17 protein-coding genes and 1 riboswitch are annotated in these 23,311 nt (G+C 64.4%); of the genes, 12 read left to right on the top strand and 5 right to left on the bottom strand.

Annotation, left to right across the window (positions count from 1 at the left end; translation table 11 throughout):
- Nucleotides 1–125 precede the first annotated feature (125 nt).
- The gene (locus M0D67_RS13175) at nucleotides 126–545 is read left to right on the top strand and encodes a DUF1801 domain-containing protein (RefSeq protein WP_171926873.1); all 420 of its coding nucleotides are present in this window, start codon (nucleotides 126–128) and stop codon (nucleotides 543–545) included.
- 63 nt (nucleotides 546–608) lie between these two features.
- Here the strand turns inward: M0D67_RS13175 and crcB are convergent, their stop codons facing one another.
- On the bottom strand, nucleotides 609–989 hold the full coding sequence (gene crcB, locus M0D67_RS13170) for a fluoride efflux transporter CrcB (protein ID WP_154560076.1): 381 nt from the start codon (nucleotides 987–989) through the stop codon (nucleotides 609–611).
- Between the two features lie 80 nt (nucleotides 990–1,069).
- A riboswitch (Fluoride riboswitch) is annotated at nucleotides 1,070–1,132 on the bottom strand.
- A 152-nt stretch (nucleotides 1,133–1,284) separates the two neighbouring features.
- Between crcB and M0D67_RS13165 the strand changes: the two genes are divergently transcribed.
- Together M0D67_RS13165 and M0D67_RS13160 are read left to right on the top strand one after the other, a co-directional pair.
- A complete protein-coding gene (locus tag M0D67_RS13165; RefSeq protein ID WP_154560075.1) occupies nucleotides 1,285–1,632 on the top strand; it encodes a DUF190 domain-containing protein in 348 nt (115 codons plus the stop codon).
- 406 nt (nucleotides 1,633–2,038) lie between these two features.
- Nucleotides 2,039–3,802, top strand: a complete 1,764-nt coding sequence (locus M0D67_RS13160) for an ATP-binding protein (protein WP_266238903.1) — start codon at nucleotides 2,039–2,041, stop codon at nucleotides 3,800–3,802.
- Here the strand turns inward: M0D67_RS13160 and M0D67_RS13155 are convergent.
- On the bottom strand, nucleotides 3,789–4,115 hold the full coding sequence (locus M0D67_RS13155) for a hypothetical protein (RefSeq protein WP_054034668.1): 327 nt from the start codon (nucleotides 4,113–4,115) through the stop codon (nucleotides 3,789–3,791). The genes M0D67_RS13160 and M0D67_RS13155 overlap by 14 nt on opposite strands.
- A gap of 128 nt (nucleotides 4,116–4,243) precedes the next feature.
- A complete protein-coding gene (locus M0D67_RS13150) occupies nucleotides 4,244–4,825 on the bottom strand; it encodes a DJ-1/PfpI family protein (protein WP_154560073.1) in 582 nt (193 codons plus the stop codon).
- Between the two features lie 279 nt (nucleotides 4,826–5,104).
- Between M0D67_RS13150 and M0D67_RS13145 the strand changes: the two genes are divergently transcribed.
- From M0D67_RS13145 to M0D67_RS13130, 4 genes are all read left to right on the top strand, one after another.
- A complete protein-coding gene (locus tag M0D67_RS13145; RefSeq protein ID WP_171926871.1) occupies nucleotides 5,105–5,578 on the top strand; it encodes a hypothetical protein in 474 nt (157 codons plus the stop codon).
- A gap of 99 nt (nucleotides 5,579–5,677) precedes the next feature.
- Nucleotides 5,678–6,133: an Rrf2 family transcriptional regulator gene (locus tag M0D67_RS13140; RefSeq protein ID WP_168435666.1), complete on the top strand. Its 456-nt coding sequence runs from the start codon at nucleotides 5,678–5,680 to the stop codon at nucleotides 6,131–6,133.
- A 181-nt stretch (nucleotides 6,134–6,314) separates the two neighbouring features.
- Complete coding sequence (locus tag M0D67_RS13135; protein ID WP_171926870.1) at nucleotides 6,315–6,962, top strand: NAD(P)-dependent oxidoreductase; 648 nt, start codon at nucleotides 6,315–6,317, stop codon at nucleotides 6,960–6,962.
- Nucleotides 6,963–7,162: 200 nt separating this feature from the next.
- Nucleotides 7,163–9,775 (top strand): mechanosensitive ion channel family protein, encoded by a 2,613-nt coding sequence (locus M0D67_RS13130; protein ID WP_171926869.1) that lies wholly within the window; start codon nucleotides 7,163–7,165, stop codon nucleotides 9,773–9,775.
- 83 nt (nucleotides 9,776–9,858) lie between these two features.
- Here M0D67_RS13130 and M0D67_RS13125 read toward each other — a convergent pair whose 3' ends face one another.
- Nucleotides 9,859–10,368 carry a cysteine dioxygenase family protein gene (locus M0D67_RS13125; protein ID WP_233464831.1) on the bottom strand — a complete coding sequence of 170 codons (510 nt, stop codon included), beginning with the start codon at nucleotides 10,366–10,368 and terminating at the stop codon, nucleotides 9,859–9,861.
- A gap of 273 nt (nucleotides 10,369–10,641) precedes the next feature.
- Here M0D67_RS13125 and M0D67_RS13120 point away from each other — a divergent pair, with 273 nt between their 5' ends.
- The gene (locus M0D67_RS13120) at nucleotides 10,642–11,124 is read left to right on the top strand and encodes an Lrp/AsnC family transcriptional regulator (protein ID WP_054034665.1); all 483 of its coding nucleotides are present in this window, start codon (nucleotides 10,642–10,644) and stop codon (nucleotides 11,122–11,124) included.
- A gap of 86 nt (nucleotides 11,125–11,210) precedes the next feature.
- Entirely contained in the window at nucleotides 11,211–11,429 is a 219-nt protein-coding gene (locus tag M0D67_RS13115; protein WP_154560069.1) for a hypothetical protein, read from the top strand.
- A gap of 15 nt (nucleotides 11,430–11,444) precedes the next feature.
- On the opposite strand, the gene M0D67_RS13110 is transcribed toward M0D67_RS13115, so the two are convergent.
- Entirely contained in the window at nucleotides 11,445–13,958 is a 2,514-nt protein-coding gene (locus M0D67_RS13110; RefSeq protein WP_171926868.1) for an FUSC family protein, read from the bottom strand.
- A gap of 216 nt (nucleotides 13,959–14,174) precedes the next feature.
- On the opposite strand from M0D67_RS13110, the gene recC reads away from it, so the two are divergent.
- Genes recC through M0D67_RS13095 form a run of 3 tightly spaced genes read left to right on the top strand, consistent with a single transcriptional unit; the run spans nucleotide 14,175 to nucleotide 23,271 of the window.
- Nucleotides 14,175–17,549, top strand: a complete 3,375-nt coding sequence (gene recC, locus M0D67_RS13105; protein ID WP_171926867.1) for an exodeoxyribonuclease V subunit gamma — start codon at nucleotides 14,175–14,177, stop codon at nucleotides 17,547–17,549.
- Complete coding sequence (gene recB, locus M0D67_RS13100) at nucleotides 17,546–21,238, top strand: exodeoxyribonuclease V subunit beta (protein WP_171926866.1); 3,693 nt, start codon at nucleotides 17,546–17,548, stop codon at nucleotides 21,236–21,238. Before recC ends, recB begins: the two co-directional genes overlap by 4 nt.
- The gene (locus M0D67_RS13095; protein WP_266238902.1) at nucleotides 21,235–23,271 is read left to right on the top strand and encodes an AAA family ATPase; all 2,037 of its coding nucleotides are present in this window, start codon (nucleotides 21,235–21,237) and stop codon (nucleotides 23,269–23,271) included. Before recB ends, M0D67_RS13095 begins: the two co-directional genes overlap by 4 nt.
- The last annotated feature ends 40 nt before the right edge of the window (nucleotides 23,272–23,311 follow it).

Here is a 23,311-nt window from a genome sequence, read left to right as displayed (position 1 = left end):
AGGGGCGGGTTTACAGCAATAGTTTGCGGCACTGACACAGGTTCTAGCTCGAATAGATTGATGCGGGCACAATTCAAAGCTAGGCTCTTTCGAAACCGAACAATAATTCGAGGCATAAGGATCCAATGACTCCATCGGAAAGCATTGACCAATTGATCGCAGGCATCACGGACTGGCGTGGCAAAACGTTCGCCAGCATCCGCAAGACCATCCTCGAAGCCGACCCGGAGATCATCGAGGAATGGAAGTGGATGGGAAGCCCGGTGTGGTCCCGCGACGGGATGATCGCCGTCGCCAACGCTCACAAAGGGAAGGTGAAGCTGACCTTTGCCCACGGGGCGAATCTCGCCGATCCTGACAAGCTTTTCAACGCGGGCCTCGACGGCAACGCGAGACGGGCGATCGATTTTTTCGAGGGCGATAAGGTCAACGGACCCGCTTTAAAGAAACTCGTGCGTGCCGCTATCGAGTACAACCAGACCAAATTGAAGAAAAATGCGCCTGCGAGTACTCGAGCTAAAGCACATAAAGCTAAAGAGGCGTGATGCGATAGCGCTATCTGGGGGAAGCGCTTAGGCCGATTAATCTGATTGGAATATGTGTAGCGTTCAGCGCGACAGCAACGAAACGGTTGCGATGCCCAGGATCGTCATGACGAGCGAAGCCGCCACGTGAATGACGATCTCGCCTGCCGCCCAGCCGAGCCGGCCGTCCTGCAAGCGCTGCACGACTTCCGCTGAGAACGTCGAGAAGGTCGACAGGCCGCCCATCAAGCCCGTGATGATGAAGAGCCGCCATTCGGGCGCGATCTGCGGTGCCCGTGCGAACCCCGCGACCGCGACGCCGATGACATAGCCGGCGATCACGTTAGCGGCGAAGGTGCCGAGCGGCATACCCGTGAACAGGCCGTTCAAACGGATACCGAGAAACCAGCGGAACAGTGAGCCGAGCGCGCCGCCAATGCCGACCGCGAGAATGGACAAATACATGCAAAAGTACTCTGACGTAGCCAAAAGGTCGACAAACCGGGCTCGAGCGGGTGGCGTGATGCCGCGTCCGCAATCGTCCGGGCGAAGCAGGCATCATCAGCCATTGAGGGCGGTTAATGGAGAATGCCATCTCCAGCGCGCCAGTCTAGCATTGGCAGGGCATTGGGGACAGGTGAGAGCCATCGCGGCGCGCATGTGCACTCTGCGTGGTTTGGGGCGTGATCTAGAATGAATCGAGGGCCTGCGAGCATCTGCCGTGGGCCACTGCAACGCCGCAACTGCGCGGGAGGCCGACATGACGAAGGGCTACCAGCTCACGTTCTATACGGAGAAGAACCGGCGCCACGGCCATCAATCGGTCGTGGAATGTCTGCTGTCGATCGCGAAGCTCGTCGGCATTCATGGCGCGACCGTCGTAGCGGCGTCCGAAGGGGTCGGCCACGCAGGCGCACGGCACGCAGCGCGCTTCTTCGAACTGGCGGATCAACCGCAGATGGTGATCTTCGCGGTCACCGAAGGGGAGGCGGAAGCCTTGCTCGAGGCGGTGCGAGCGGGCAGCGTCCCGGTGTTCTACACGCGTTGCCCGATCGAATTCGGCCTGATCGGCGAGCATGGGGACGTGAAACATCCGGCACGCCGCTGACCCTGGTTTGCAGTTAATTTGCGGTCAATTAGCGGTTAAGCCATCAGCCGACGCTTGCATGCTCCGGCGTCGCCGAAATGCAAATCCGCACCGGGATGGGATTCGCACCGATCGCTCCCGATCCGGTAGTGCACCATCCTTTGCACCTCGGACAACGATGAAAGCAAAATGTAAGTGCGCAACGGTTTCATACTGGTCCTAACGTTCCAAATCGGGGCACAGCATTCGATTTGATTTACGTTTAATTCAAAAGCCTGACGTTTTATGCGGATTCGTTGTGCCCGGGTTCGTATTTGGCGGCACAAGCCTGGTCGGTGGCGCGCCGTCTTTGTCTTCCTGCGCAAACGCCGACATAATGTGCCGTCCCGCGCACGATCTGCCGGCCATCGACTTCCAATGCGCACGCATGAGACTGACCACTAAAGGCCTGTTGCTGATCGCAATTCCGGCCGTCTTCGAACTGGCGTTGCTGTCTGGACTCGTCATGGCGCAGGCCGACGCGACGCAAGCCGAACGGTGGGCCATCCATAGCGAAGACGTGCTGCGCCAGACCATCGCGATTCTCGATCCGGTGCTGAGTGAGTCCGTGGCGCTGCGCGGCGCGGTGCTCGCCAACGATACCCGCTTTACGACGCCGGTCACCTTGTGGGTCGACGTCGACCGTCGCATCGATCAACTGGCCGAGCTGGTTGCCGACAACCCGGCGCAAGTCGAGCGCGTGGTGCAGGTGCGCCAGGCCGTGCAGGGGTATCGGCAATGGTCGGACCGCGTTCAGGACATGCTGCATTCGGGGCGGCGGCGTGATCTGCTCGATCGCTTCCGCGAGCTGGCCTCGGCCGACGTGCTCGATCGCTTCCGTCAGCAGGTGGTGGCTTTCCAGGCTGAAGAGCGGCGCCTCGACACATTGCGCTCGAATGCCGCCGACGCCGCGCGTGAACGGCAACAGACGCTGATCGTCGCGGCCGTGTTCGGCTCCTTGCTATTCGTCGCGCTGGCCGTGTGGCTGTTCACGCGCGGCGTGCGCGGCCGGCTTGCGGTGCTGTCCGATAACGCCGGGCGCCTCGCGGGCAACGAGCCGCTGGCGCCGATCAGCCCGGGGCGCGATGAAATCGCCCGGCTCGATCTGACCTTGCATGAAACCAGCCGGCGCCTGCTCGAAGCCGAGCGCATCCAGGCGCGTTTCCAGTCCGATCTGGCGCGGCGCACCAGCGAACTGGCGCGCATCAACGAGACCTTGCGGCAACAGACTCAGGAAAACGAAATGTTCATCTATAGCGTGTCGCACGACCTGCGTGCGCCGCTGGTGAATCTGCAAGGCTTCTCGAAAGAACTGATTCGCGCGTGTGATGAGCTGCGCGTGGCCTTGCGCCAGTCGTCGCTCGCGGCAGAACCGCGGCAGCGCATCGAAAGGGTGGTCGGCGAGGATATCGGCGAGGCGCTGCATTTCCTGCAGACCGCCGTGCTGCGGGCATCTCATATCATCGACGCGCTATTGCGGCTGTCGCGTGTCGGCCGTGTGGAGTACCGGCGGCAAAAGGTCGAAGTGCGCGATATCGTGCCGCGCGTGGTCGATGCCATGCAAGGGTCGATCCGGGCGCGCCGGGCGCATGTCATCGTCGAGGATTTGCCGGCGGTGTGGGGCGACCCGACCGCGCTCGAACAGGTGTTCGCGAATCTGATCGGCAATGCGGTCAATTATCTGGATCCCGCGCGCGAAGGCCGGATCGAAATTGGTACGACGCCGGCACCGCCCGGTGTGCATTCGCTACGGATTTTCTACGTGCGGGACAATGGCCTGGGCATTCCGGCGGTCGCGTTGCCGCGGCTTTTCAATGCCTTTCAGCGGCTGCACGGCAATGTGGCGGCGGGTGAGGGCATCGGCCTCGCGCTCGTGCGGCGCGTGGTGGAACGGCACGGCGGACGCGTGTGGGCGGAGTCGAAAGAGGGCATTGGCACGACGTTTTACCTGTCGCTGCCTGAAGCCGACGTGCGGACGGCGCAACTGGCGGTTGAAACGCATGCGGCGCTGGCGGACGGGGTTCACGCGGTTCGTGCTGTGCGCGAGGGCCTCGGCGATCGTGATGGCCTCGCCCCGCGCGGCGGCGCGCCGGCGCATGCCGCCAATGCCGCCAATGCCGCCAATGCCGCGCCCGGTATCAGTACGCGGTAAAGAGCCGGCGCGGCTTGAGGAGTTTGCTGCCGCGTATCGACCAGTAGCAGCCGCAGACGAGCAGGATCGCCACGCCGGTCAGCGCCTCGCGCGGCGCCGGGTGCAGGCCGGGCAGGCCGTCCAGGGCGAACAGGCCGTGCGCGACGATCAACAGCGCCGCCCACAGCGAACACGCCGCTTGCACCAGCATGCGTGTGCCAGTCAGACGCCGCGCGCGGTTTTCTCGCGACCAGTTGGCCGGCGTACGCGCGCAGAAAAAAGCAATCGCCATCAACGTGACGGCGAGCATGACGATCCAGTCAGTCAGTTCCATCGAAAGGGGCTCCCAAGTCAACCGGCGACTATAGGAAAACCTTGCGTTGCGAACTATCGGACGAGTCTCAAATATGGGTGTGTTTTGCGAGCGCGCAGTGCCGCGAGGGCAAGGCGCTCGCTTGAGGATCAGAGTTCGATCCGGGTGCCGAGCAGCACGAGGAACTGACGCAGCCACTCAGGGTGAGCGGGCCATGCGGGGGCAGTGACGAAATTGGCGTCGGTGATCGCCGCATCGACCGGAATGTCGACGTACTCGCCGCCGGCCAGCTTCACTTCGGGTGCGCAGGCCGGGTAGGCGGAAATGCGCTTGCCGCGAATCACGTCGGCGGCAGCCAGCAGTTGCGCGGCGTGGCAGATCGCGGCGATCGGCTTGCCTGCTTCGGCGAACTGCCGCACGAGCTCGATCACCTTGTGGTTGAGTCGCAGGTATTCCGGCGCGCGGCCGCCTGCGATTGCCAGCGCGTCGTATTGACGCGGATCGGCGTCCTCGAACGTTGCATTGAGCGTGAATTGATGGCCGGGTTTTTCGGTGTAGGTCTGGTCGCCTTCGAAATCATGAATCGCGGTCTTGATCTTGTCGCCCGCTTTCTTGTTCGGGCAGACGGCGTCGACTACGTGGCCGACTGCCTGCAGTGCCTGAAACGGCACCATCGTTTCGTAATCCTCGGCGAAGTCGCCGGTCAGGAACAGAATCTTCTTTGCTGCCATCGCATGCCTCCTATTGATCAACGGAACACATCGAACGCTCAGGCAGTCTACTCCAACACGTTTGACAGAACCGCGACGGAGTACGCAATGAAGTATTTCGAATGGCGCGTACTGCACGCTGACGATGCGGCGGCGCTGGCGCAATTGTTTCGAGCCGCAGCCAGGCAGCTTCGAGTCCGCGGGCTTCCGGGTGCTCGTCGAGGAGACCGTGCCGCGCAACGGCGTATCATGGGCCCGTTTTCGCATGCGGAAGCCGCTCGATGCGGCTCACACTTAAATATGACTTTATCCATTCGTTCGCCGTTGTTGCGCCGCGTCGCGGTTGTTGCCCTCGTGTTCGGCGGCCTCACGGCTTGTCAGAAGAACGATGCGTCGGCGCAGGTCGCCGGCAAGCTCAACGATGCGGCGCAAGCCGCCGGTCAGAAGCTCGATCAGGCGGCCAGCTACGTGGGCCAACAAGTCGATGCGACCAAGGCCGCCGCGCAGCAGAACCTCTCATCGGCGTCCGCGCCGTCGATCACGATCGATCCGGCCTCGCTGGCGTCGAGCGCGCAAGCCAACCTGCAAGGCGCGGCGAGCGCGACCAATGCGCAACTCGGCAAGGCGGCGGCGCTGACCGGCCAGGGTCTCGAGACGGCGGGGCGCAAGCTGCAGGAATGGTCGGCGCAAAGTTCGGCGTCGTCGGCGGGCTTTTCTGCTTCGGCGTCGGCATCGAGCGATTCCAGCGATGCGCAAAAGCAGATGGACAAGTGAGATGGCGGCCGGTGCGTCCGGCCGTTCGTTTGTCCGTTTGACAGTCGGATTAAATGTAATTACTATGGTTACACATAGTCGTCGCCGGGCAGGTTTGCTGTGAATACGAGTAGCCGGTTTGCATTTGCAGTGCATGTGCTCGCGCTGCTGTCGTTGCAGGAGGGCGTGCCGCTCTCGTCGGAGATGATCGCGGGCAGCGTGAATACGAATCCTGCGTTGATCCGGCGTTTGCTGAGCATGCTGGCCGATGCGGGTCTCACGACCTCGCAACTCGGCGCGGGCGGCGGCGCGCTGCTCGCCAAGGCGCCTGACGAGATCACCCTGCTTCAGGTGTATCGCGCGGTAGACGATGCGCAATTGTTCGCCATGCATCGCGAGGAGCCGAACCCGGCGTGCATGGTGGGGCGGCATATCCAGGTCGTGCTGCGCGGCATTATCGACGAAGCGCAGCAGGCCATGGAAGCGTCGCTCGGTGCACGCACGCTGGCTGATGCCACTGCCGACCTGATGCGCGCTGAACGGGCGCTAGAGCGCAAGCGGCGTTCGCATGGGTGATGCAGCGACGAGGGTGGCAACGAGGGTGGCAAAGAAAGTAGCAACGAGGCGGTATCGAAGGGCGCGCACGGTGTAATCGGAACCTGCGCACCTGAGAACGGACGGGGGCTTACGCCCCTCTTTTTTCCACTTTATATGTAATCAATCCAGTTACAGATAAACTAATGACAGGAGCATTGAAATGAGCAAACAGTTGAAGATCGCGTTGTTCGGCGCCACCGGCACGATTGGTTCGCGGATCGCCGCGGAAGCTGCCCGCCGCGGGCATCAGGTGACGGCGCTGGCGCGCAATCCGGCGCGCGTGCCGACCGACGTGGCGAATCTCAAAGCCGTGCAGGCCGATCTGCTCGACGCCGCGAGCGTCGGCGCCGCGGTGCGTGGCCACGACGTGGTGGCAAGCGCATATGCGCCGCCGCACGACGATCCCGCGGCGGTGTCCAAGGCGACCCATGCGCTCGTCGACGGCGTACGCGCGGCGGGCTTGAAGCGCCTCGTGGCGGTGGGCGGCGCGGGTTCGCTCGAAGTGGCGCCGGGCAAGCAGTTGGTCGACACGGACGGTTTCCCGGACGCCTATAAAGCGGTCGCACTGGCCCATCGCGATGCACTCAATTACTACCGCGGCGTTACCGACCTCGACTGGACGTTCTTCGCGCCGGCCGCGCTGATTGCGCCGGGCGAGCGCACCGGTACGTTCCGCACGGGCGCGAACACGCTTCTGGCCGACGCCGAGGGCAATAGCCGCATTTCCGCGGAAGACTATGCGATCGCCTTCGTCGACGAATTGGAGCAGGGCCGTTTCGTCCGTCAGATCGCGACGGTCGCTTATTGAGTCTTGACGGAGTGCCGGACCGCGCGCGGCTCCTGTCGTGCCTGGTCCGTTGCGCGCGCCCTGGCGGCAGTTCGAGGGGGTGAAGGCAGCCCGCCGTTCCTCGAACTTGCGCAAGCGTCCTAACATTCGGTTACGCATGTTCGGGCGCTGGTGGTGAAACTGCGGCTACACTGGCGTCTCCCGTTTTCTTACGGATCGCCATGCAGTCATGCCCATTGCGGCGTGAGTCCCGGGCCGCGCCGTCTAACGGCGGGCAACTGGCGACTCGCGCCGTCTTTCATTTTCCTTCCAGTCGTATCGGGCGCGGCATTCGTGCTCATGTCGCGGCGTGGTTCGGCGCGTGGGCGGCCACGGTCTGCCTCGTACTGACCCTCGGCATCGGATGGATGCCTGCGACCGCCCAGGCCGCCGGTGCCGGCACGCCGGTCATTCCGGCCTTGCAGAGCCTGATCAATAGCGCGACGGCAACGCCGGCGTCTGCCGCCTCGGGTGCCTCGGCCGCGGAAGCGGCCTCCGCGCCGTCGCCCGCGAGCCAGGCGGAACTGACGCGCTCGCTCGACAGCGTGATCACCACGCTCGACAACGACAAGCAGCGCACCGCGCTCGTCGCCCAGCTCAAAAAGCTGCGTGACGTGTCGCAAAACGCTGCGCCAGCCGCGCCCGCGTCCGCGACCGCCCAAACGAGTGCTGGCTTGCTCGGAGCGATCGCGTCGGGCATCGCGTCATTCGAATCCAATGTGCATCAGGGCCGCACGCCGGTGCGCTATTGGGGCGGGAGATTCAACGCGGCCGGCAACGAGCTCTACACGATCATTTCGGGCCAGGGGCAAGAAGGCTTCGGGCGCATCGTCTTTGCGATGATTGCCATGCTGGCCGGCTGGGGCGCGTGCGCCGGCGCGCTGATCTACGTGCAGCACCGGCTATACCGGCGCTTCGGTATCCTCATGGGGCTCAAACCGAATCCCACCACGCGCGAGCTGCTGATCTTCGCGCTGCGCCGGGTCGGCCCGTGGATCATCGCCTTTCTCGCCGCGTTGCTGTTCGTGCGCGCGATGCCCGATGCGCTCGGCCGCACGCTCGGCCTGGTGGTCGCCTATGCGATCGTTGCGGGTGCGGTGTTCTCGGCGATCTGTCTGATCATGTTTTCGCTGTTCGGCTCAGGGCATCGGCGGGTTGCGGTGCACCTGCTGATCGAACACGCGCGGCGCGTGCTGTTCGTGGTGGGCATATGCGCTGCCCTCGGCGATGCGGCGGTCAATTACGACGTCGAGCATCAGCTCGGATCAAATCTCGCCGCGCTGATTTCGACGGCCGCCAACATGACGGCCGCCGTGCTCACCGGCTATTTCGCGCTGGCATTCCGCCGGCCGATCGCGCATCTGATTCGCAACCGGCCTTACGAGCAGCGCCACGATCACAGGGCCGCGACCGACGCGTTCGACGTGCTCGCCTCGCTCTGGCACTTGCCGGTGCTGGTGCTCGCCGGCGCGTCGGTGGTCGCCACGCTCGGCGGCTCGGGCTCCAGCGAAAACGTACTGCAGATTTCGGTGGTCACCGCACTGTTGCTGGTGTTCGCATTTTTCCTTTCGGCCATCGTGCTTCGTGTGACGCGCCCGCGAAGCCACCGCGCGCGGCGCCGCTCGCCTTATCTGTCGCGCCTGCTGCGCTTTTGCGGCACGCTGCTGACGCTGTTCATCTGGCTGTTCTTCTTTGAGCTGGCGGCACGTTTATGGGGCGTATCGCTCGCGGAAGTCGTGGAGAAAAACGTTGCAGCGCGCGGGATTGCGCACGCGGTGACCGCGATCATTGCGACCGTGTTCATTTCATGGCTGCTGTGGATTCTGGTCGACACGGCAATTACCGAGGCTCTCAATCCGGGTGGTCCGCGCAACAAGTCGCGCAATCCGAGCATGCGGGCGCGCACGATGCTGCCGCTGCTGCGCAACGTGCTGCTGGTGACGATCATGACGATTGCCGGCATCGTCACCGCGGCGAACCTGGGCATCAATGTGACGCCGCTCCTGGCCGGCGCCGGTGTGATCGGCCTCGCGATCGGTTTCGGCGCGCAGTCGCTCGTGACCGACCTGATCACGGGGCTGTTCATCATCATCGAAGATACGATCTCGGTCGGCGACTGGATCGACGTCGACGGCGGCCATGCGGGCACCGTCGAGCATCTGTCGATCCGCACCGTCCGCCTGCGCGACGGGCAAGGCGCGATCCACGCGATTCCGTTCTCGCAGATCAAGATCGTCAAGAACCTGTCGCGCGACTTCGCCTATGCGGTGTTCGAAGTGCGCATGTCGTTCTCGACTGATGTAGATCAGATCACGCAACTGATTCGCGAAGTCGGCGCCGATCTGATGGCCGACTTCCGCTACCGGCGCGAAATGCTCGGACCGATCGAGGTGTGGGGGCTCGACCGCTTCGATCCGAACTGGATGGTCGTGAAAGGGCAGATCAAGACGCGGCCGTTGCAGCAATGGAGCGTGGCGCGCGCCTTCAATCTGAGGCTCAAACGCAAGATGGACGAAGCCGGCATCGAGATTCCGGTGCCGCAGATGCGGGTGTACACGTCGTCGAAGGATAGCGAGGGACAGCCTTTGCCGGACGATGAACTGCCTGAGGTCGGCCCGCATGGGCATGGGCACGCGCATGCCGAGGCGGCGGCTGCCACGCGGACCGCGCACGCTGCGATGGCGGTGGCGCGCGATGTGTCGCACGAACCGCGTCCGGCGCCGCCGCCGACCGGGCAGACCGCGCCGATTCCGCCGCAGATTCCGACGGCCGGAGAAGCGGGTGGTAAAAACTGATTGGGCTGGATGCGAGGCGAGGCTAGCGGACCTTGGCACGGTCCGCGTCCGCCGTTCGCGTCTTTAGGCAGAGCCTACTGGTTTCAGACGAGCGCCGGCGCGTCGGCTGCGCGCACGATGTCGTTGACGTGCGTGGCGATCTGCGCGCCTGCGACACCGTAGATATGCAGCGAGACGGCAGGCGCGTCGCTGCAATTACCCAGCCGGTGAATGCCGCCCTTGCCGCCGCGTACAAACGACACAGCTCCGGCATTGCGCGCCTGGGTACGCGTGGCGCTTGCGCAGTGCTGCGCGCCATTCCATTCGAAGACCGTTTCGCTCAGCGTGCCGTCGAGCACCGCGTAGCCGCACCACGTGTGGTGCGCATGCACCGGGCTTGCCTGGTGCGGCAGCCACACCAGCGCGGCGATCGCATAGCGGCCGTGCGGATCGGCGGCCAGCAGATGACGGCGGTAATTTTCAGTGGAGCCTTCGCGTTGCGCCGAGGTGAGCAAATCGGGATTCGCCGCGGCTTCGGCCAGCGCGATGCGCATGCTGCGCGCGAAGAAGGTCGAATCGGACGGTTCGGGAAATTTTACGCAGGCTTCGAACATGGCGTCGAGTGCGTCGCACAGGTGCGTAAGCGGCGCGGTGCGGTGCGCGCGCGAGGGCGTTTCATTCGCTCCGGCAAACTGTGCGGCATGGGCTGAGGAACGGGCGGCGGGTGTTGAACGGAGGTCTTGGCTCATGATCGCGGCGCAGCGGCATGGCTGCTTATCGGCTATTTTTGGATAGACATATTTATACCGGTTTGCCCGGAGAAAGAGTTTCCATATAATTCCCCCTGAAGTCTTAAAAGTAGAATAATTTCCTATGGGGGTGTGAAGATGGGAATGGATATCATCGATCGGAAGCTTCTTGAGCTGCTGCAGGAAGACGCAACCATGCCGATCGCCGAACTGGCGCAGCGCGTGAATCTGTCGCAAACGCCGTGCTGGAAGCGGCTGCAGCGTCTGAAAGAGACGGGTGTGATTCGCGCTCAGGTGGCGCTGTGCGATGCGCGCAAGTTAGGCGTGGGTACCACCGTATTCGTCGCGGTGCGCACCAACCAGCATACCGAGGCCTGGGCGCAGACCTTTACGCGCGCGGTGCGGGAGATTCCGGAGGTGGTGGAGGTGTACCGGATGAGCGGCGAAACCGATTACCTGCTGCGCGTGGTGGTGTCCGATATCGACGACTACGATCGCGTCTACAAGCTGTTGATCGCCGCGGTGCCGCTGTACGACGTGAGTTCGAGTTTCGCGATGGAACAGATCAAGTATTCGACGGCGCTGCCGGTGCGGCCTTCGGCGGTGGTGGAGGGGCGCTGACTGCAAGCCGTGTGCAAGCTCAGTGGGCGTAGAATGCCGCCTTCCCAGACACTATCCGCGACTGCCTCGCGAACCGAGCCCGCCTCATGAACAAACCGCCGCGCAAGAAGAACCCGACCTTTGGCATTGCTGTTTTCATCGTGGTCGCGGTACTGCTGGTGATCGCCACGCTCTTCTATAACGCCATCACGGAAAAGCGCGAATTCGATCGCCAGAACGCGCCGGCGCCGACGATTTCATCGGACGCGGTGGCTGCGGCTGCTGCGGCTACCGCAGCGAAGCCCGCAAGCGGCGCCGCGCAATAAGGCGACCCGAGCGTTTCACTCGTCCGGCAGGCGAATGACGCTCGCATCCTTGCGAATCTGCGCCGACGCCGTCAGCATCTGCTTGCATTGATGGGCGAGCAATTTCATGTCATGCACGGCATCCGCCGAGTGGTCCGGCGATTTCTCCGTCCCGACCACCATCGCATCCAGCTCACGCGACAATTGTTTGATCTGCTCGGCCTGATCGGCGGGCGGGGCGCTGCCGGCTTCGGCTTCGGTCAGATTGTCGCGGACCGCGCTTAGGGCACGTTGCAAGGGCTGTAGCGAGACGTTGTCGGCCCGCTGCGCGGAGGTGCGCAGCAACGGCGCCGCCACCGTGATCTGCGAGGCGAGCACGTGGCTGCGCACCAGCAGGTCGTTCAATTCCGGCACGAACTTCTGCGCGGATTTTGGTTCGAGCATCATGCGCTGGAACGCCTGGCCCAGATTGGCGAATGCCACGTGGACGTTCTTGCGCGCGAGCCGGTAGCGATAGTCGCGATCGAGCGCTGTTGCAGCGGCTGCGGCGGCAGGGGATGCCCCGCCGACCGGCTTGGCGGTCGGGTTGCTGATCGTGGTGGTGCCGGCGCCGGTTGCACTGGTGATCGCGCCGGGGCTTGCGCCAAAGCTGCTTGCATCTGTGGTTGCACCAGCACTTGCGCCGGCTTTGGGAGCAGCGTTGCCGCCCGCATTCGCTCCGGCGTTTGCCATCGCAAGCGCGGGCGTGCCAAGCTCGATCGCCGGATCCGCCATTGCCGCGGCGGGCGCAAACGCGCCGGCCTCCGTCACCGTAGCGACCACCGCGGCGGCCGGCTTGCCGCTCCACCACCAGCTCGCTTCCAGGTATTGCCGCGTCGCATTGATCATGTTGTTGACGAGCTTGCCCATCAACCGGTATTCCCAGTAGGGGAACAGGTGGCTCGCCGCAATGGCGATCGCGCAGCCCACCACCGTATCGATTGCGCGTTCGCCGATGATGCGCATGCTGCCCGGCGCGAGCAGATGGAACATGAGCAGCACATACGAGGACGTGAACACGACGCTTGCGGTGTAATTGAACAGCAACAGGCTGTAGCTCATCACCATCGAGGCGAACATCACCACCAGCAGGATGTGCGGCTCCTTGACGAAAATCATCAACGCGATGCTCGCCGCACAGCCGATCAGCGTGCCGACTATCCGCTGCCCGTTGCGCTGCTTGGTCAGCGAATAGCCGGGCTTCAGGATGATGACGGTGGTCATCACGATCCAGTATGCGTTGGTGAGCGGCAGCAGACGCCCTAGCCAGAAACCTACGGCGACCGCGATCGTCACGCGTAGCGCATGGCGGAAGCTCGGCGAGGCCATCGTCAGATTCGAGAAGATCTGCCCGAATGGCACACGGCGGCTCGATACGAAGCGGGAGAGCGCCTTGTCGAGCCGCAGTTCGGTCTCGGTCGCGCTCGGATCGCTCGACAGGCTTTGGTGCATCCTGTCGATCAGGCGCGTAGCACTCCAGATACGCCGGAAGGTGGACGATACCGCCGAATAAGCCTCAGGATTTTTGGCAGCCAGGTCCTGCTTGCGCATCAGTTCGATCTCGAACTCGATGGCGCGCAATTCGGCCTTTACATTGATGCGCGTACGCGGCGGCTGGTTTTGCAGCACCGCGAGTCCGATTTCTTCGAGATCGGCCGCGGATTTGCGAATCAGATCGCGGTAGAACACCAGCAGGTCGGAGCCACCAAACGTGCTGCGCACCAGCGAGTAGTCCACATGCGTGCCGACAAACAGCTCGTGCAGATCGACGGTATTGATGAACAGATTGAACAGCATTGCCCGGCGCGGTTCGAGCCGGCCGGCTTTCAGCTTGGGCAGATTGCGCAACACGATATCGCGTGCGGCATCCTGACGTTCGACGGCGGTGATCTGCTTGTCGACCAGATTGCGATAGCACTCGTCGAGATCGTTATTGAGATCGTAGAAGGCGGCGCGCGCGAGCAGATAGTCCGCGCACGCGAACACGCTTTCGGCAAGCGCCTGCTGTTCGATGCGGTGCATCATCCAGCGGCTCACGAAGGTCGACCAGTACGTGTACCAGAGACCCCCTACCAGAATCCACGATGCATTGACGAGCGCCTGCATCGGCGTGAAATGCTCTTCCAGCGTCATGATCATCATGAACAGCGTGGCGAAGCTGATCTGCGGCCAGCGGTTGCCGTACACGACGATCAACGAGAGCACGAAGGTGAGCGGCACGACCGTGCACCACAGCGCCACCGGGTTGACCGTGGCGATGCCGGTGGCGAGCGCGGACAGGAAGCCGATCACCGTGCACGCCAGCATCTCGTTGTGCTTGTACTTGAGCGGGCCCGGCATATCGACCACACAGGCGCCGAGTGCGCCGGTCGCGATCGTGAAGCCGAGTTCGCGGTCGTGAAATACGATCAAACACAATATGGCCGGTAATGACACGCCGACTGCGATGCGCAGGCCGCCATAGAAGTACTGGCTGTAGAGGAATTTTTTTATTTCAACCGAATAGCGCATCGACTGCCTGGATTCTTCCGTTCACTGAGAAAACGCGGTTGAAGGGGTCGACCCGGAGGCAGGCCCAAACTGCCGTCGAGTCTAACTGATTTTGAGCCTGATCTGACCTCGTCCGTTCGGCCAGGTTCTGCCCTGGGAGCGCGTTTGTTATGCTGTCGCTTCAATGTCTGCCGCGGCCCGGGTGTTCCGCTCGCGTCGCCTGCTTTCCCAGGATCCATGCTCCAACTCTTCTACTCGAACCGCTACGAAACCCTTGTCGGCGCGCTGCTCGACGACTTGGCGCAAGCGCCGTCCGATCCCTGGACCGCGCAGCCCGTGATCGTCCCGAGCGCGGCGGTGCGGCGCCGGCTCGAGCTCGACATCGCCGCGCGCCAGGGTATCTGCGCGAATGTCAATTTTGGTTACCTCGCGCAGTGGCTGTGGGCGCAAATCGGCGGCGTGATCGAAGTACCCAAGCATTCGCCGTTCGCGCCGGACCGGCTCGTCTGGCGCTGCTACCGGTTGCTGGGAGAGGCGGATGAAGCACTGCCGTGGAATGCTTCGCCACGTCTGCGCACTTATCTCGATGCGGCGGATGCGTCGATGCGCTACGAACTGGCGCGGCGTGTGGCCACGGTGCTCGACCACTATCTGACCTATCGCCCGGAATGGCTGCTGCAATGGCAGAAGGGCGGTTCGATCTTCGCGAGTGGCGCGGCGGACGACAAGGGTCCGCGTCTCGTTGGCGCGAGTGAAGCGGCGCGTGAGGACGAGCGTTGGCAAGCCGCGCTGTGGCGTGCCGTGCTTGCCGAAGTGGCCGGCGACGCGCAAACGCCCGCAGCCGCCTTGCCGCCCGCTTATCGCTTTCTCGAGGAAATCGGCACGCTTGATCTCGAAGCCATCTCGAACGCGCAGTGGCCTGAAGCGGTCAGCGTGTTCGCGCTGCCGACCATGCCGCCGCTGCACGTCGCCTTGTTGCGCGCGTTGTCGCGCTGGGTCGACGTGCGTCTGTATGTGATGAACCCGTGCCGCGAATTCTGGTTCGACGTCGTCAGTGCGGGCCGTGTCGAAGCGCTCGATGTCGCCGGCCAGCTCGATTATCAGGAAGTGGGTCATCCGCTCCTGGCCGAGTGGGGGCGCCAGACCCAGGCGCAACTGCATATGCTCCATGAGTTGACCGAGAGCGCCGCATCCGGCGAGACGGGCGACTTCACCGAGAATCCGGAACCGAGCTGGCTCGCTGCCGTGCAGAACGGCATCCTCGATCTGCGGGCGGAAACGGACACGGACGAATTGCCGATCGAAAACGGCATTGAAGTCCATGTGTGCCACAGCCTGTCGCGGCAGCTCGAAGTGCTGCACGACCGCCTGCTCGGCTGGTTCGATGAGTTCGACGATCTGCAACCGTCCGACGTGCTGGTTGCGGTGTCCGATCTCGCGGCCGCCGGGCCATTGATCGATGCGGTATTCGGCACCGCGCCGCCTGGCGATACTCGCCGCATTCCGTACCGGATCACCGGCTTGCCGCCTTCGCAGGCCAATCCGGTCGCGCGTTTGCTGCTCGATTGGCTGGCCTTGCCTGAGCGTAGCGTGGGTGCGCCGGATCTGATCGAATGGCTGCGGGTCGATGCGATCGCCGCGCGCTACGGGATCGATGCCAGTGCGCTCGAAGCCGCGCAGGAATGGCTCGCGGCAGCCGGTGCGCGTCGCGGGCTGGTGCCTGTCGAGCCGACGGGCGAGCACGTGCCTGTCGCGCGTCATACGTTCGCCGACGCGCTGACCCGTCTGTACCTCGGCTACGCGATGCCGGACGGCGGCGAACCGGTCGATGCCTGGTTGCCCGTTGAAGGCGCTGATGGCTCGGACGCCGAGCTTCTCGGCCGCCTGTCGCGTTTCGTCGACGATATCGAGACCTTCGCGCAGCGCTGCTCGATCGACCAGACACCTGCCGAATGGACGCAACTGCTGCTCGAAACTCTTGCGCAGTGCTTCGACAGCGGCGTGGCGTTTGCCGATTCGCTGGCGGCAGTGCGCGACGCCATCGACAAGATGGGCGACGCGATGCAAGCGGGCGCAGAAGATGTTGTGCTGCCGGCCGCGGTGGTGTGCGGCGCGCTCACCGAGGCGCTCGACGACCCGGCGCGCGGCGGCGTGCCTTGGGGCAGCGTGACGTTTTCGTCGCTGACCAGCTTGCGCGGTTTGCCGTATCGCATCGTCTGCCTGCTCGGCATGGATGACGGCGTGTTGCCGAGTCTCGCCCGTGCCGACGAATTCGACCTGATGGCCGCGTTCGGTAAAGCCGGTGACCGGCAGCGCCGCGACGACGAACGCAATCTGTTCCTCGATCTGCTGCTGGCTGCGCGCGACCGGCTGTTCATCGCCTACACGGGCCGCAGCATTCGCGACAATGCGCCGTTGCCGCCGGCCGCGCTGGTCGACGAATTGCTCGACCACCTCGCGCAGGTGTCGGCGGGCGAAGGGGCGAGTCCCGCGGAAATCGAAGCCGCACGGCATGCGTTCATCATCGATCATCCGCTGCAGGCGTTCGCGTCGGATTATTTCTCGTCGCAGCATGGCCTCTTCACTTACGACGTGGATCGCGCGGAACTGGCCAGTTTGCTGGCCGCGCCGCAGCATCCAGCCGCCGCGCCGTTCTTCGATCAACCCTTGCCGCCCGAAGAGACGGCCTCGGTCGCATTCGACGAATTCGTGCGCTTCTGGCGTCATCCGGCGCGGGCGTTGTTGCGCGACCGTCTGGGCATCGTGTTGTCGGATGCGCGAGGGGAGTTGCTCGACACCGAACCGTTCGAACTCGATTGGGCCGGACGGGACGCCCTGGCGGAGCGGCTCCTTCCGGTACTGCTGGACAGCGATACCGAAGACGGCAGCATGTTCGAACGCGTGCGCCGCGTCGCCGCGGCCAGTCCCGAACTGCCGGGTGGCGCGACCGGCGCGGTATGGCGCTCGCGCGAACTCGGCGCGCTGCGACAGCTCGCGGACAGCGTGCGCCGCGAAGTTGCGTCGGGTGTCGAACGGTTACCGTTCGTGCTCGATATCGCGCCGCGCTGGCCTCACAGCGCCGACATCGCCGATACGCTCTTCGGCACTCATGACGCGGCGCTCCGCAAAGCGGCCGAAACACCGCTGCAACTGCATGGCACCTTGAATTTGCTGACCGAAACAGGACAAGTGATTTTCCGCTACGCCAAGCCTACTGCGCGCGACTATCTATCGGCGTGGCTTGCGCATCTGGTGTATTGCGCGGCGCAGCCGAACGGTCCACGCCGTACGGTTTGGCATGGCAGCGGCGAGAGCTTCGAGCTCACGCCGGTCGCCGCGCCGCTCGATGAACTGGCGCCGCTAGCCGCATTGTTCAGAGCCGGGCGCATGCTGCCGCTGCGCTTTTTCCCGAAGAGCGCATGGGTGAAGGTCAGCGAGAGCGATTCCGCGGCGCAGGGCGTATGGATCAACGATCGGGTGCGCGGCGAATCAGATGACCCCGCCTTGCGCATCGCGCTGCGCGGTACGCCGCTTTCGCTCGACGAACCGTTCGGCAGTTTCGCCTCGATCGTGTTCAAACCGCTCGTGCAGCATCTGCGGAGCGCGTCATGAGCGGCGCCGTTCACCATCACGCGCTGGTCGCGGAAGAACTCGACGTCTTCGCCTGTTCGCTCGACGGCGTCAATCAGATCGAGGCGTCGGCGGGAACCGGCAAGACCTGGAACATCTGCGCGTTGTACGTGCGGCTGCTGCTCGAAAAGAACCTGAACGCGGATCAGATTCTTGTCGTGACCTTTACGAAGGCGGCGACCGCGGAGTTGCACGAGCGGATTCGCGGGCGGCTCGCGGAACTGGACCGGGCTATCGATACGGACGACGACGGCGGCGATCCGTTCATCCAGCGTCTCTTTGAAACGACGCTGGCGGCGGAGCGCGGCATCGATCGCGAGACGGCGTTGAAAGTCGTACGCCGCGCATTGCGCACGTTCGATCAGGCCGCGATTCACACCATCCACGCGTTCTGTCAGCGTGCGTTGCAGGAGGCGCCGTTCGCCGCGGCCATGCCTTTCGCCTTCGAAATGGAAGCCGACGACGCTGCCTTGCGTTTCGAAATGGCGGCCGATTTCTGGCGCGAGCAGGTGGAACCGGTGGCTTATGCGCATCCTGCGTTTGCCGCATGGCTGGTGGCCAAACGCGCTGGTCCCGCATCGCTCGATGAGCAACTCGCGCGGCGCCTGAAGAAGCCGTTGGCGCAGTTGCGCTGGGGCAAGGTCGATTCAGGTGGAAACAATGCCGATCCGCAAGCGGGTTTCGATGCTGCCTGCGCGATGTGGCAGGCGGAGCGTGACTCGATCGTCAGTCTGCTTGGACAAGCGCAAGACCGTCTGAGCAAGACCTCGCACAAGCCCGAACTCGTGAGCGCGGCGATTGCCGCGTGGACCGAATATTTCGCTCAGGGCGATTGCCATGCGCCGCCGCCAAAGGCGGCCTTGAAGCTGACGGCTTCGGCGTTGAAGAAGGCGACCAAGGTTAAGTTCGAACCGCCCGAGCATCCGTTCTTCGAGCACGCCGAAGCGCTGTCTGCCGCCGTGATCGCGGCCGAAGCCGCACAACGCGCGCGCTGGCTTTCGCTCGTCGAAACCTGGCTCGACTACGCGCCCTCCGAACTGATAGCGCGCAAACGCACACGCCGGGTGGTGTCGTTCGACGATCTGCTGTCCAACCTGTATCGCGCGCTCGCGGCCAACCCCTGGCTCGCCGAGGCTTTGCGCACGCGTTATCCGGCCGCGCTGATCGACGAGTTTCAGGATACCGATCCGTTGCAGTTCGCGATCTTCAGCCGCATCTTCGCGCCGGCTGGTCCGCTGTTTCTGGTCGGCGATCCGAAGCAGGCGATCTACAGTTTCCGCGCGGCGGATCTGCATACCTATCTGGCGGCGCGCGAGGCGGCATCAGCGTGCTACACGCTCGCGGTCAATCAGCGTTCGACCGCGCCGATCGTCGAGGCCTGCAACCGGCTGTTCGAAGCCAATCCACAGGCGTTCGTGCTCGACGGTCTCGACTATCAGCCGGTGCGGGCTGGTGAGCGGCGTCGTCTGCCGTTCTCCGAACCCGAAGCAAACGCTGGGGACTTCCGCATCTGGACTTTGCCGCAAGGCGACGCCGCGTTGACCAAACGCGAAGCGCAGCGCGCGGCGAGCGAAGCCTGCGCCGCTGAGATTGTGCGGCTGTTGCGTGGCGCACGCGAAGGGTCGGTGACGATCGGCGATGCGCCGCTTGCGCCAGGCAATATCGCGGTGCTCGTGCAAACGCACAAGCAGGGCAGCCTGATCAAGCGGGTGCTGGCGTCGTGGGGCGTTGGCAGCGTGGAACTGGCGCAGGCTTCGGTGTTTGCCACGCTCGACGCCGAGCAGATTGAACGCGTGCTGGCCGCGGTCGATACGCCGGGCGATCTGCGCCGGCTGCGCGCCGCGCTCGCTACTGATTGGCTTGGCCTCGACGCCGCCGCGCTGTGGCGCCTCGAGCAGGTCGCCGACGCACCGGCACCGGCCGACGATCCCGCACATGCCGCGGACGCGATGGGTTGGGTCGAGCGTTTCTCGCGCTATCGCACGCTATGGCACGAGCGCGGCTTTGCCTTGATGTGGCGCACGCTGATGCGCGAGCTGCGCGTCGCACAGCGGTTGGTGGCCGGACCGGACGGCGAGCGCCGTCTGACGAATGTGAATCATCTGGCCGAACTCGTGCAGGCGCGTGCCGCCACGCAGCCCGGCATCGCGCCGACGTTGCGTTGGCTTGCCGCGCAACGCACGCAAGGTGGCGGCGAAGATGCGCAATTGCGGCTCGAGTCGGATCGCAATCTTGTGCAGATCGTCACCGTACACAAATCGAAAGGGCTGGAATATGCGGTCGTGTTCTGTCCGTTTCTGAACGACGGTGCGCTGCGCGAGCCGCCGTCCTCCGGTTTGCCCGATGCACGCGAGTATCACGACGAAACGGGCGGCGCGGTGCTCCACTACGGTTGCGATGACGAGGAAGCCGAACGCGCGTCACGTTACGCGGCGCGCGAACAGGCCGCGGAACGGGCACGGCTTGTCTATGTGGCGCTGACGCGCGCGGTGTACCGCTGCTATCTGGTTGCAGGTACTTATCTGTCGTCGCGCTCTACCAAGGAGTCGCGGCGCAGCGTGCTGAACTGGCTGGTGGGTGGCAGCGGTCACAGCTTCGACGATTGGCTCACCGACCCACCCGACGAAGCCGCGTTGTCATCATCGTGGCAGGCGTTGGCGGGCGGTCCGATCACGTTGCAGGCATTGCCGAAAGTGGAGCGCCGTGCGCCCTTGGAAAGCCTCCAGGACAGCGGCGCGCGGATGCAGGCGCGCGCCAATCGGCGGCCGTTGCGCGATCAGTGGCGCATGGCCAGCTTCAGCGGCCTGATCGCCGCCGGCAGCAAAGCCGAGGAGGCGCATACGCCGGTGGAAGAGGTGCGCCCCGATCACGACGAGATCGCCGACGCGCTTGCGCCAACGCCGTTAGCGGTGCCGCAAGCGCCGTCCTACGCTGAGGACGACATTCTCGCGTTTCCACGCGGCGCGGCGGCGGGCGAGTGTCTGCATCGCATGTTCGAGCTCGCGGATTTCACCGATTCGAAGACATGGCCGGATGCCATCCGGGGCGCGTTGCGCGAGCGTCCGGCGCCGGCAGTGCCCGAACTCGCGGCACGCTTGCCGGCCATGATGCATAACCTGATCGCGGACGTAGTGACTACCGAGCTCGTGCCCGGCATGGCGCTCGCCAGGTTGAATCCGCAGCGCCGTCTGAACGAACTCGAATTTCTGTTTGCCGCGCCTTCGCTCGATTTTCCGGCGCTGCGCGAGCTGCTGATCGAACACGGGTATCCCGACGTTGCGCTGGAACCCGGCGTGTTGCGCGGTTTCGTCAAAGGATTTATCGACATGATCGTCGAGCACGACGGACGCTTCTGGATCGTCGACTGGAAGTCGAACCATCTGGGCGACACCGCCGCCGACTACGCCGCGGCACCGCTCGAAGCGGCCATGGCGAGCCACGCGTATCACCTGCAGGCGCTCCTCTATACGGTGGCGCTGCATCGCTATCTGAAAACGCGGGTGCGCGACTATGCGTACGACACGCACATCGGCGGCTATCTCTATCTGTTCGTGCGCGGTGTTCGTCCGCAGTGGCGCGATGCGGATGGAGCGGCGGGCGTTCACATGCGGCGGCCTGCATTCGAACTGGTGGCGCTGCTCGACGCGGCGATGATCGGAGGTGTCGCATGAGCACGTTCGAGCGGAACTCTTCTGCGCCGCCGGAGCTTGACGACATCGGGGTGAATTTGCCCGCGCCCGCCGATTTCAGCACCGCGCTTGCCGAAGGGTTCGCGCGCCGCATCGGCACCTTGGCGCGGCGCGGCGGCGCGTCGGGCGAGGCGGTGAAGTGGGCGGCGCGGGCCGCCTTCGCCGCGAGCCGTGCGACTGCCGAGGGGCACGTGTGCCTGCCGCTTGCCGTGCTGGCGCGCCGCTTCGATGCATCGAGCGCGGATGTGCGAGCGGCGCTGTTCGCAAGCGGCATGGTTAGCGACGGCTCGCAAAGCGCGGCGGCGTTGCGCCCGCTGGTGATCGATGGGCAAGAGCGGCTGTATCTTGCGCGCTACTACGACTATGAGCGGCGTCTCGCACGCTCGCTGGTTGCGCATGCGGGTGCAAATGCAGGCGCCAGTGCAGGCGTAGACGCGAACGCTACCGCTCAAACGTTGCACGAGCGTCTGCTGCGCTATTTCGGCCCGCCGCAGGACGACGAAGTCGACTGGCAACGTGTCGCCGCAGTCATGGCGCTGTCCGGGCGGTTGACCATCGTCAGCGGCGGCCCAGGTACCGGCAAGACGACTACGGTGGTTGGCGTGCTTGCCTGTTTGCTGGATGCGCGGGCCGATCTGCGAATTGCATTGGCGGCGCCCACCGGCAAAGCCGCGCAACGCATGCAGGAAGCCTTGCTCGCACGTGCCGGCGATTTGCCGCCCGAACTCGCCGCGCGTTTGCCGCAGACGTCGTACACCTTGCATCGGCTGCTTGGTTCAGGGCCGGGTGGGCGCTTCCGGCATCATCGCGACAACCCGCTGCCTTACGACGTCGTCGTGATCGACGAGGCGTCGATGATCGACGTTGCGATGGCGGCGCAGTTGCTCGATGCCATTGCGCCGCAGACGCGTCTCGTGATGCTGGGTGACAAGGACCAGCTCGCTGCCGTCGAGGCTGGTGCGGTGTTCGCCGAGCTCAGCGCGCGGCCTGCTTTTACGCAGAACGGACTGCAGCGGATTGCTGAGGCGCTGGGCATTGAGGCGGCGCGGTTGTCGGAAGCATTGCCGGATTTGTCGAGCGGCTTCGACGAAGGGCCTGACGATTTTTTCGCGCAAACGGGTGCGCCAGACGATTTCGATACTCCGCCTGACGACTTGTTCGTCTCAGCACTACCTTCGTCCCCCCCAAACCCGCTCGCCGACTGCGTCGTCTGGCTCGAGCGCAACTATCGATTCGGCCTCGAATCACCGATCGGCCGTTTGTCGCTCGCGATTCGCAACGGTGCGGCCGGCGCGGCGCTCGAAGTCCTGCGCATCGACCCGGCCGAACCCTGTGCAGCGGCGCTGTACGAAGATACGCATGCGACGCTTGCCGATCGCACCGTCGTGCGGCTCGCCGCAGGTTTTGCGCCGTACGCGGATGCGCTCGCCGAAGCCCTAGCCGCCGATACACCGGACCCATTGCCGCTCTTCGACGCACTGAACCGCTTTCGAATTCTGTGCGCGACCCGCTCCGGGCCCCGCGGGGTCGATCAGGTGAATGCCGCAATGGCCGCACAGGTGCGGCGCGCGGCGGGTGTGACGCTGGCCGTAGGTGCGCAGTGGTTCGCCGGACGCCCCGTTATGGTGACGCGCAACGACTACGCGCTCGGACTGTTCAACGGCGACATCGGCATTGCGCTGCCGGGTGCGGGCGGTGCGTTGCGCGTGTATTTCCGTACCGGCGACGGCGGTCTGCGTGCCGTGTCGCCTGCTGCACTGCCGCCGCACGATACGGCATTCGCGCTCACGGTTCATAAGTCGCAAGGCTCGGAGTTCCAGCATGCGGTGTTGATGTTGCCGTCGGTGTTCAGCCGCGTGCTGTCGCGTGAACTCGTGTACACGGCAATTACCCGCGCGCGTGAGCGTGTCGAAGTGATTGGCGCGCGCGCCGTGCTGGCGCAGGCCATCGCGACGCCGACGCAGCGTGATTCGGGCTTGGCCGCGCGAATTGCGGAGGCGTGGCGCGTCGCCTAGCGGGATGACGTGGGCAACGCGCGTATTCGCTCGCGGGCCC

The sequence above is a fragment of the Paraburkholderia sp. SECH4 genome, assembly GCF_030511745.1.
Taxonomy (GTDB): domain Bacteria; phylum Pseudomonadota; class Gammaproteobacteria; order Burkholderiales; family Burkholderiaceae; genus Paraburkholderia; species Paraburkholderia madseniana.
Note: the sequence above shows the minus strand (reverse complement) of the source record. Positions and strands in the feature narration are given on the sequence as shown.

Bases quoted from the DNA above. Each gene is read 5' to 3' on its own strand.
- recB (WP_171926866.1), top strand. From the start codon at position 17,546: ATGAGCGGCGCCGTTCACCATCACGCGCTGGTCGCGGAAGAACTCGAC.
- M0D67_RS13135 (WP_171926870.1), top strand. From the start codon at position 6,315: ATGAGCAAACAGTTGAAGATCGCGTTGTTCGGCGCCACCGGCACGATT.
- M0D67_RS13095 (WP_266238902.1), top strand. From the start codon at position 21,235: ATGAGCACGTTCGAGCGGAACTCTTCTGCGCCGCCGGAGCTTGACGAC.
- recC (WP_171926867.1), top strand. From the start codon at position 14,175: ATGCTCCAACTCTTCTACTCGAACCGCTACGAAACCCTTGTCGGCGCG.
- M0D67_RS13175 (WP_171926873.1), top strand. From the start codon at position 126: ATGACTCCATCGGAAAGCATTGACCAATTGATCGCAGGCATCACGGAC.
- M0D67_RS13120 (WP_054034665.1), top strand. From the start codon at position 10,642: ATGGGAATGGATATCATCGATCGGAAGCTTCTTGAGCTGCTGCAGGAA.
- M0D67_RS13115 (WP_154560069.1), top strand. From the start codon at position 11,211: ATGAACAAACCGCCGCGCAAGAAGAACCCGACCTTTGGCATTGCTGTT.
- M0D67_RS13125 (WP_233464831.1), bottom strand. From the start codon at position 10,368: ATGTTCGAAGCCTGCGTAAAATTTCCCGAACCGTCCGATTCGACCTTC.
- M0D67_RS13160 (WP_266238903.1), top strand. From the start codon at position 2,039: ATGAGACTGACCACTAAAGGCCTGTTGCTGATCGCAATTCCGGCCGTC.
- M0D67_RS13165 (WP_154560075.1), top strand. From the start codon at position 1,285: ATGACGAAGGGCTACCAGCTCACGTTCTATACGGAGAAGAACCGGCGC.
- M0D67_RS13155 (WP_054034668.1), bottom strand. From the start codon at position 4,115: ATGGAACTGACTGACTGGATCGTCATGCTCGCCGTCACGTTGATGGCG.
- M0D67_RS13110 (WP_171926868.1), bottom strand. From the start codon at position 13,958: ATGCGCTATTCGGTTGAAATAAAAAAATTCCTCTACAGCCAGTACTTC.
- M0D67_RS13130 (WP_171926869.1), top strand. From the start codon at position 7,163: ATGCAGTCATGCCCATTGCGGCGTGAGTCCCGGGCCGCGCCGTCTAAC.
- crcB (WP_154560076.1), bottom strand. From the start codon at position 989: ATGTATTTGTCCATTCTCGCGGTCGGCATTGGCGGCGCGCTCGGCTCA.
- M0D67_RS13150 (WP_154560073.1), bottom strand. From the start codon at position 4,825: ATGGCAGCAAAGAAGATTCTGTTCCTGACCGGCGACTTCGCCGAGGAT.
- M0D67_RS13145 (WP_171926871.1), top strand. From the start codon at position 5,105: ATGACTTTATCCATTCGTTCGCCGTTGTTGCGCCGCGTCGCGGTTGTT.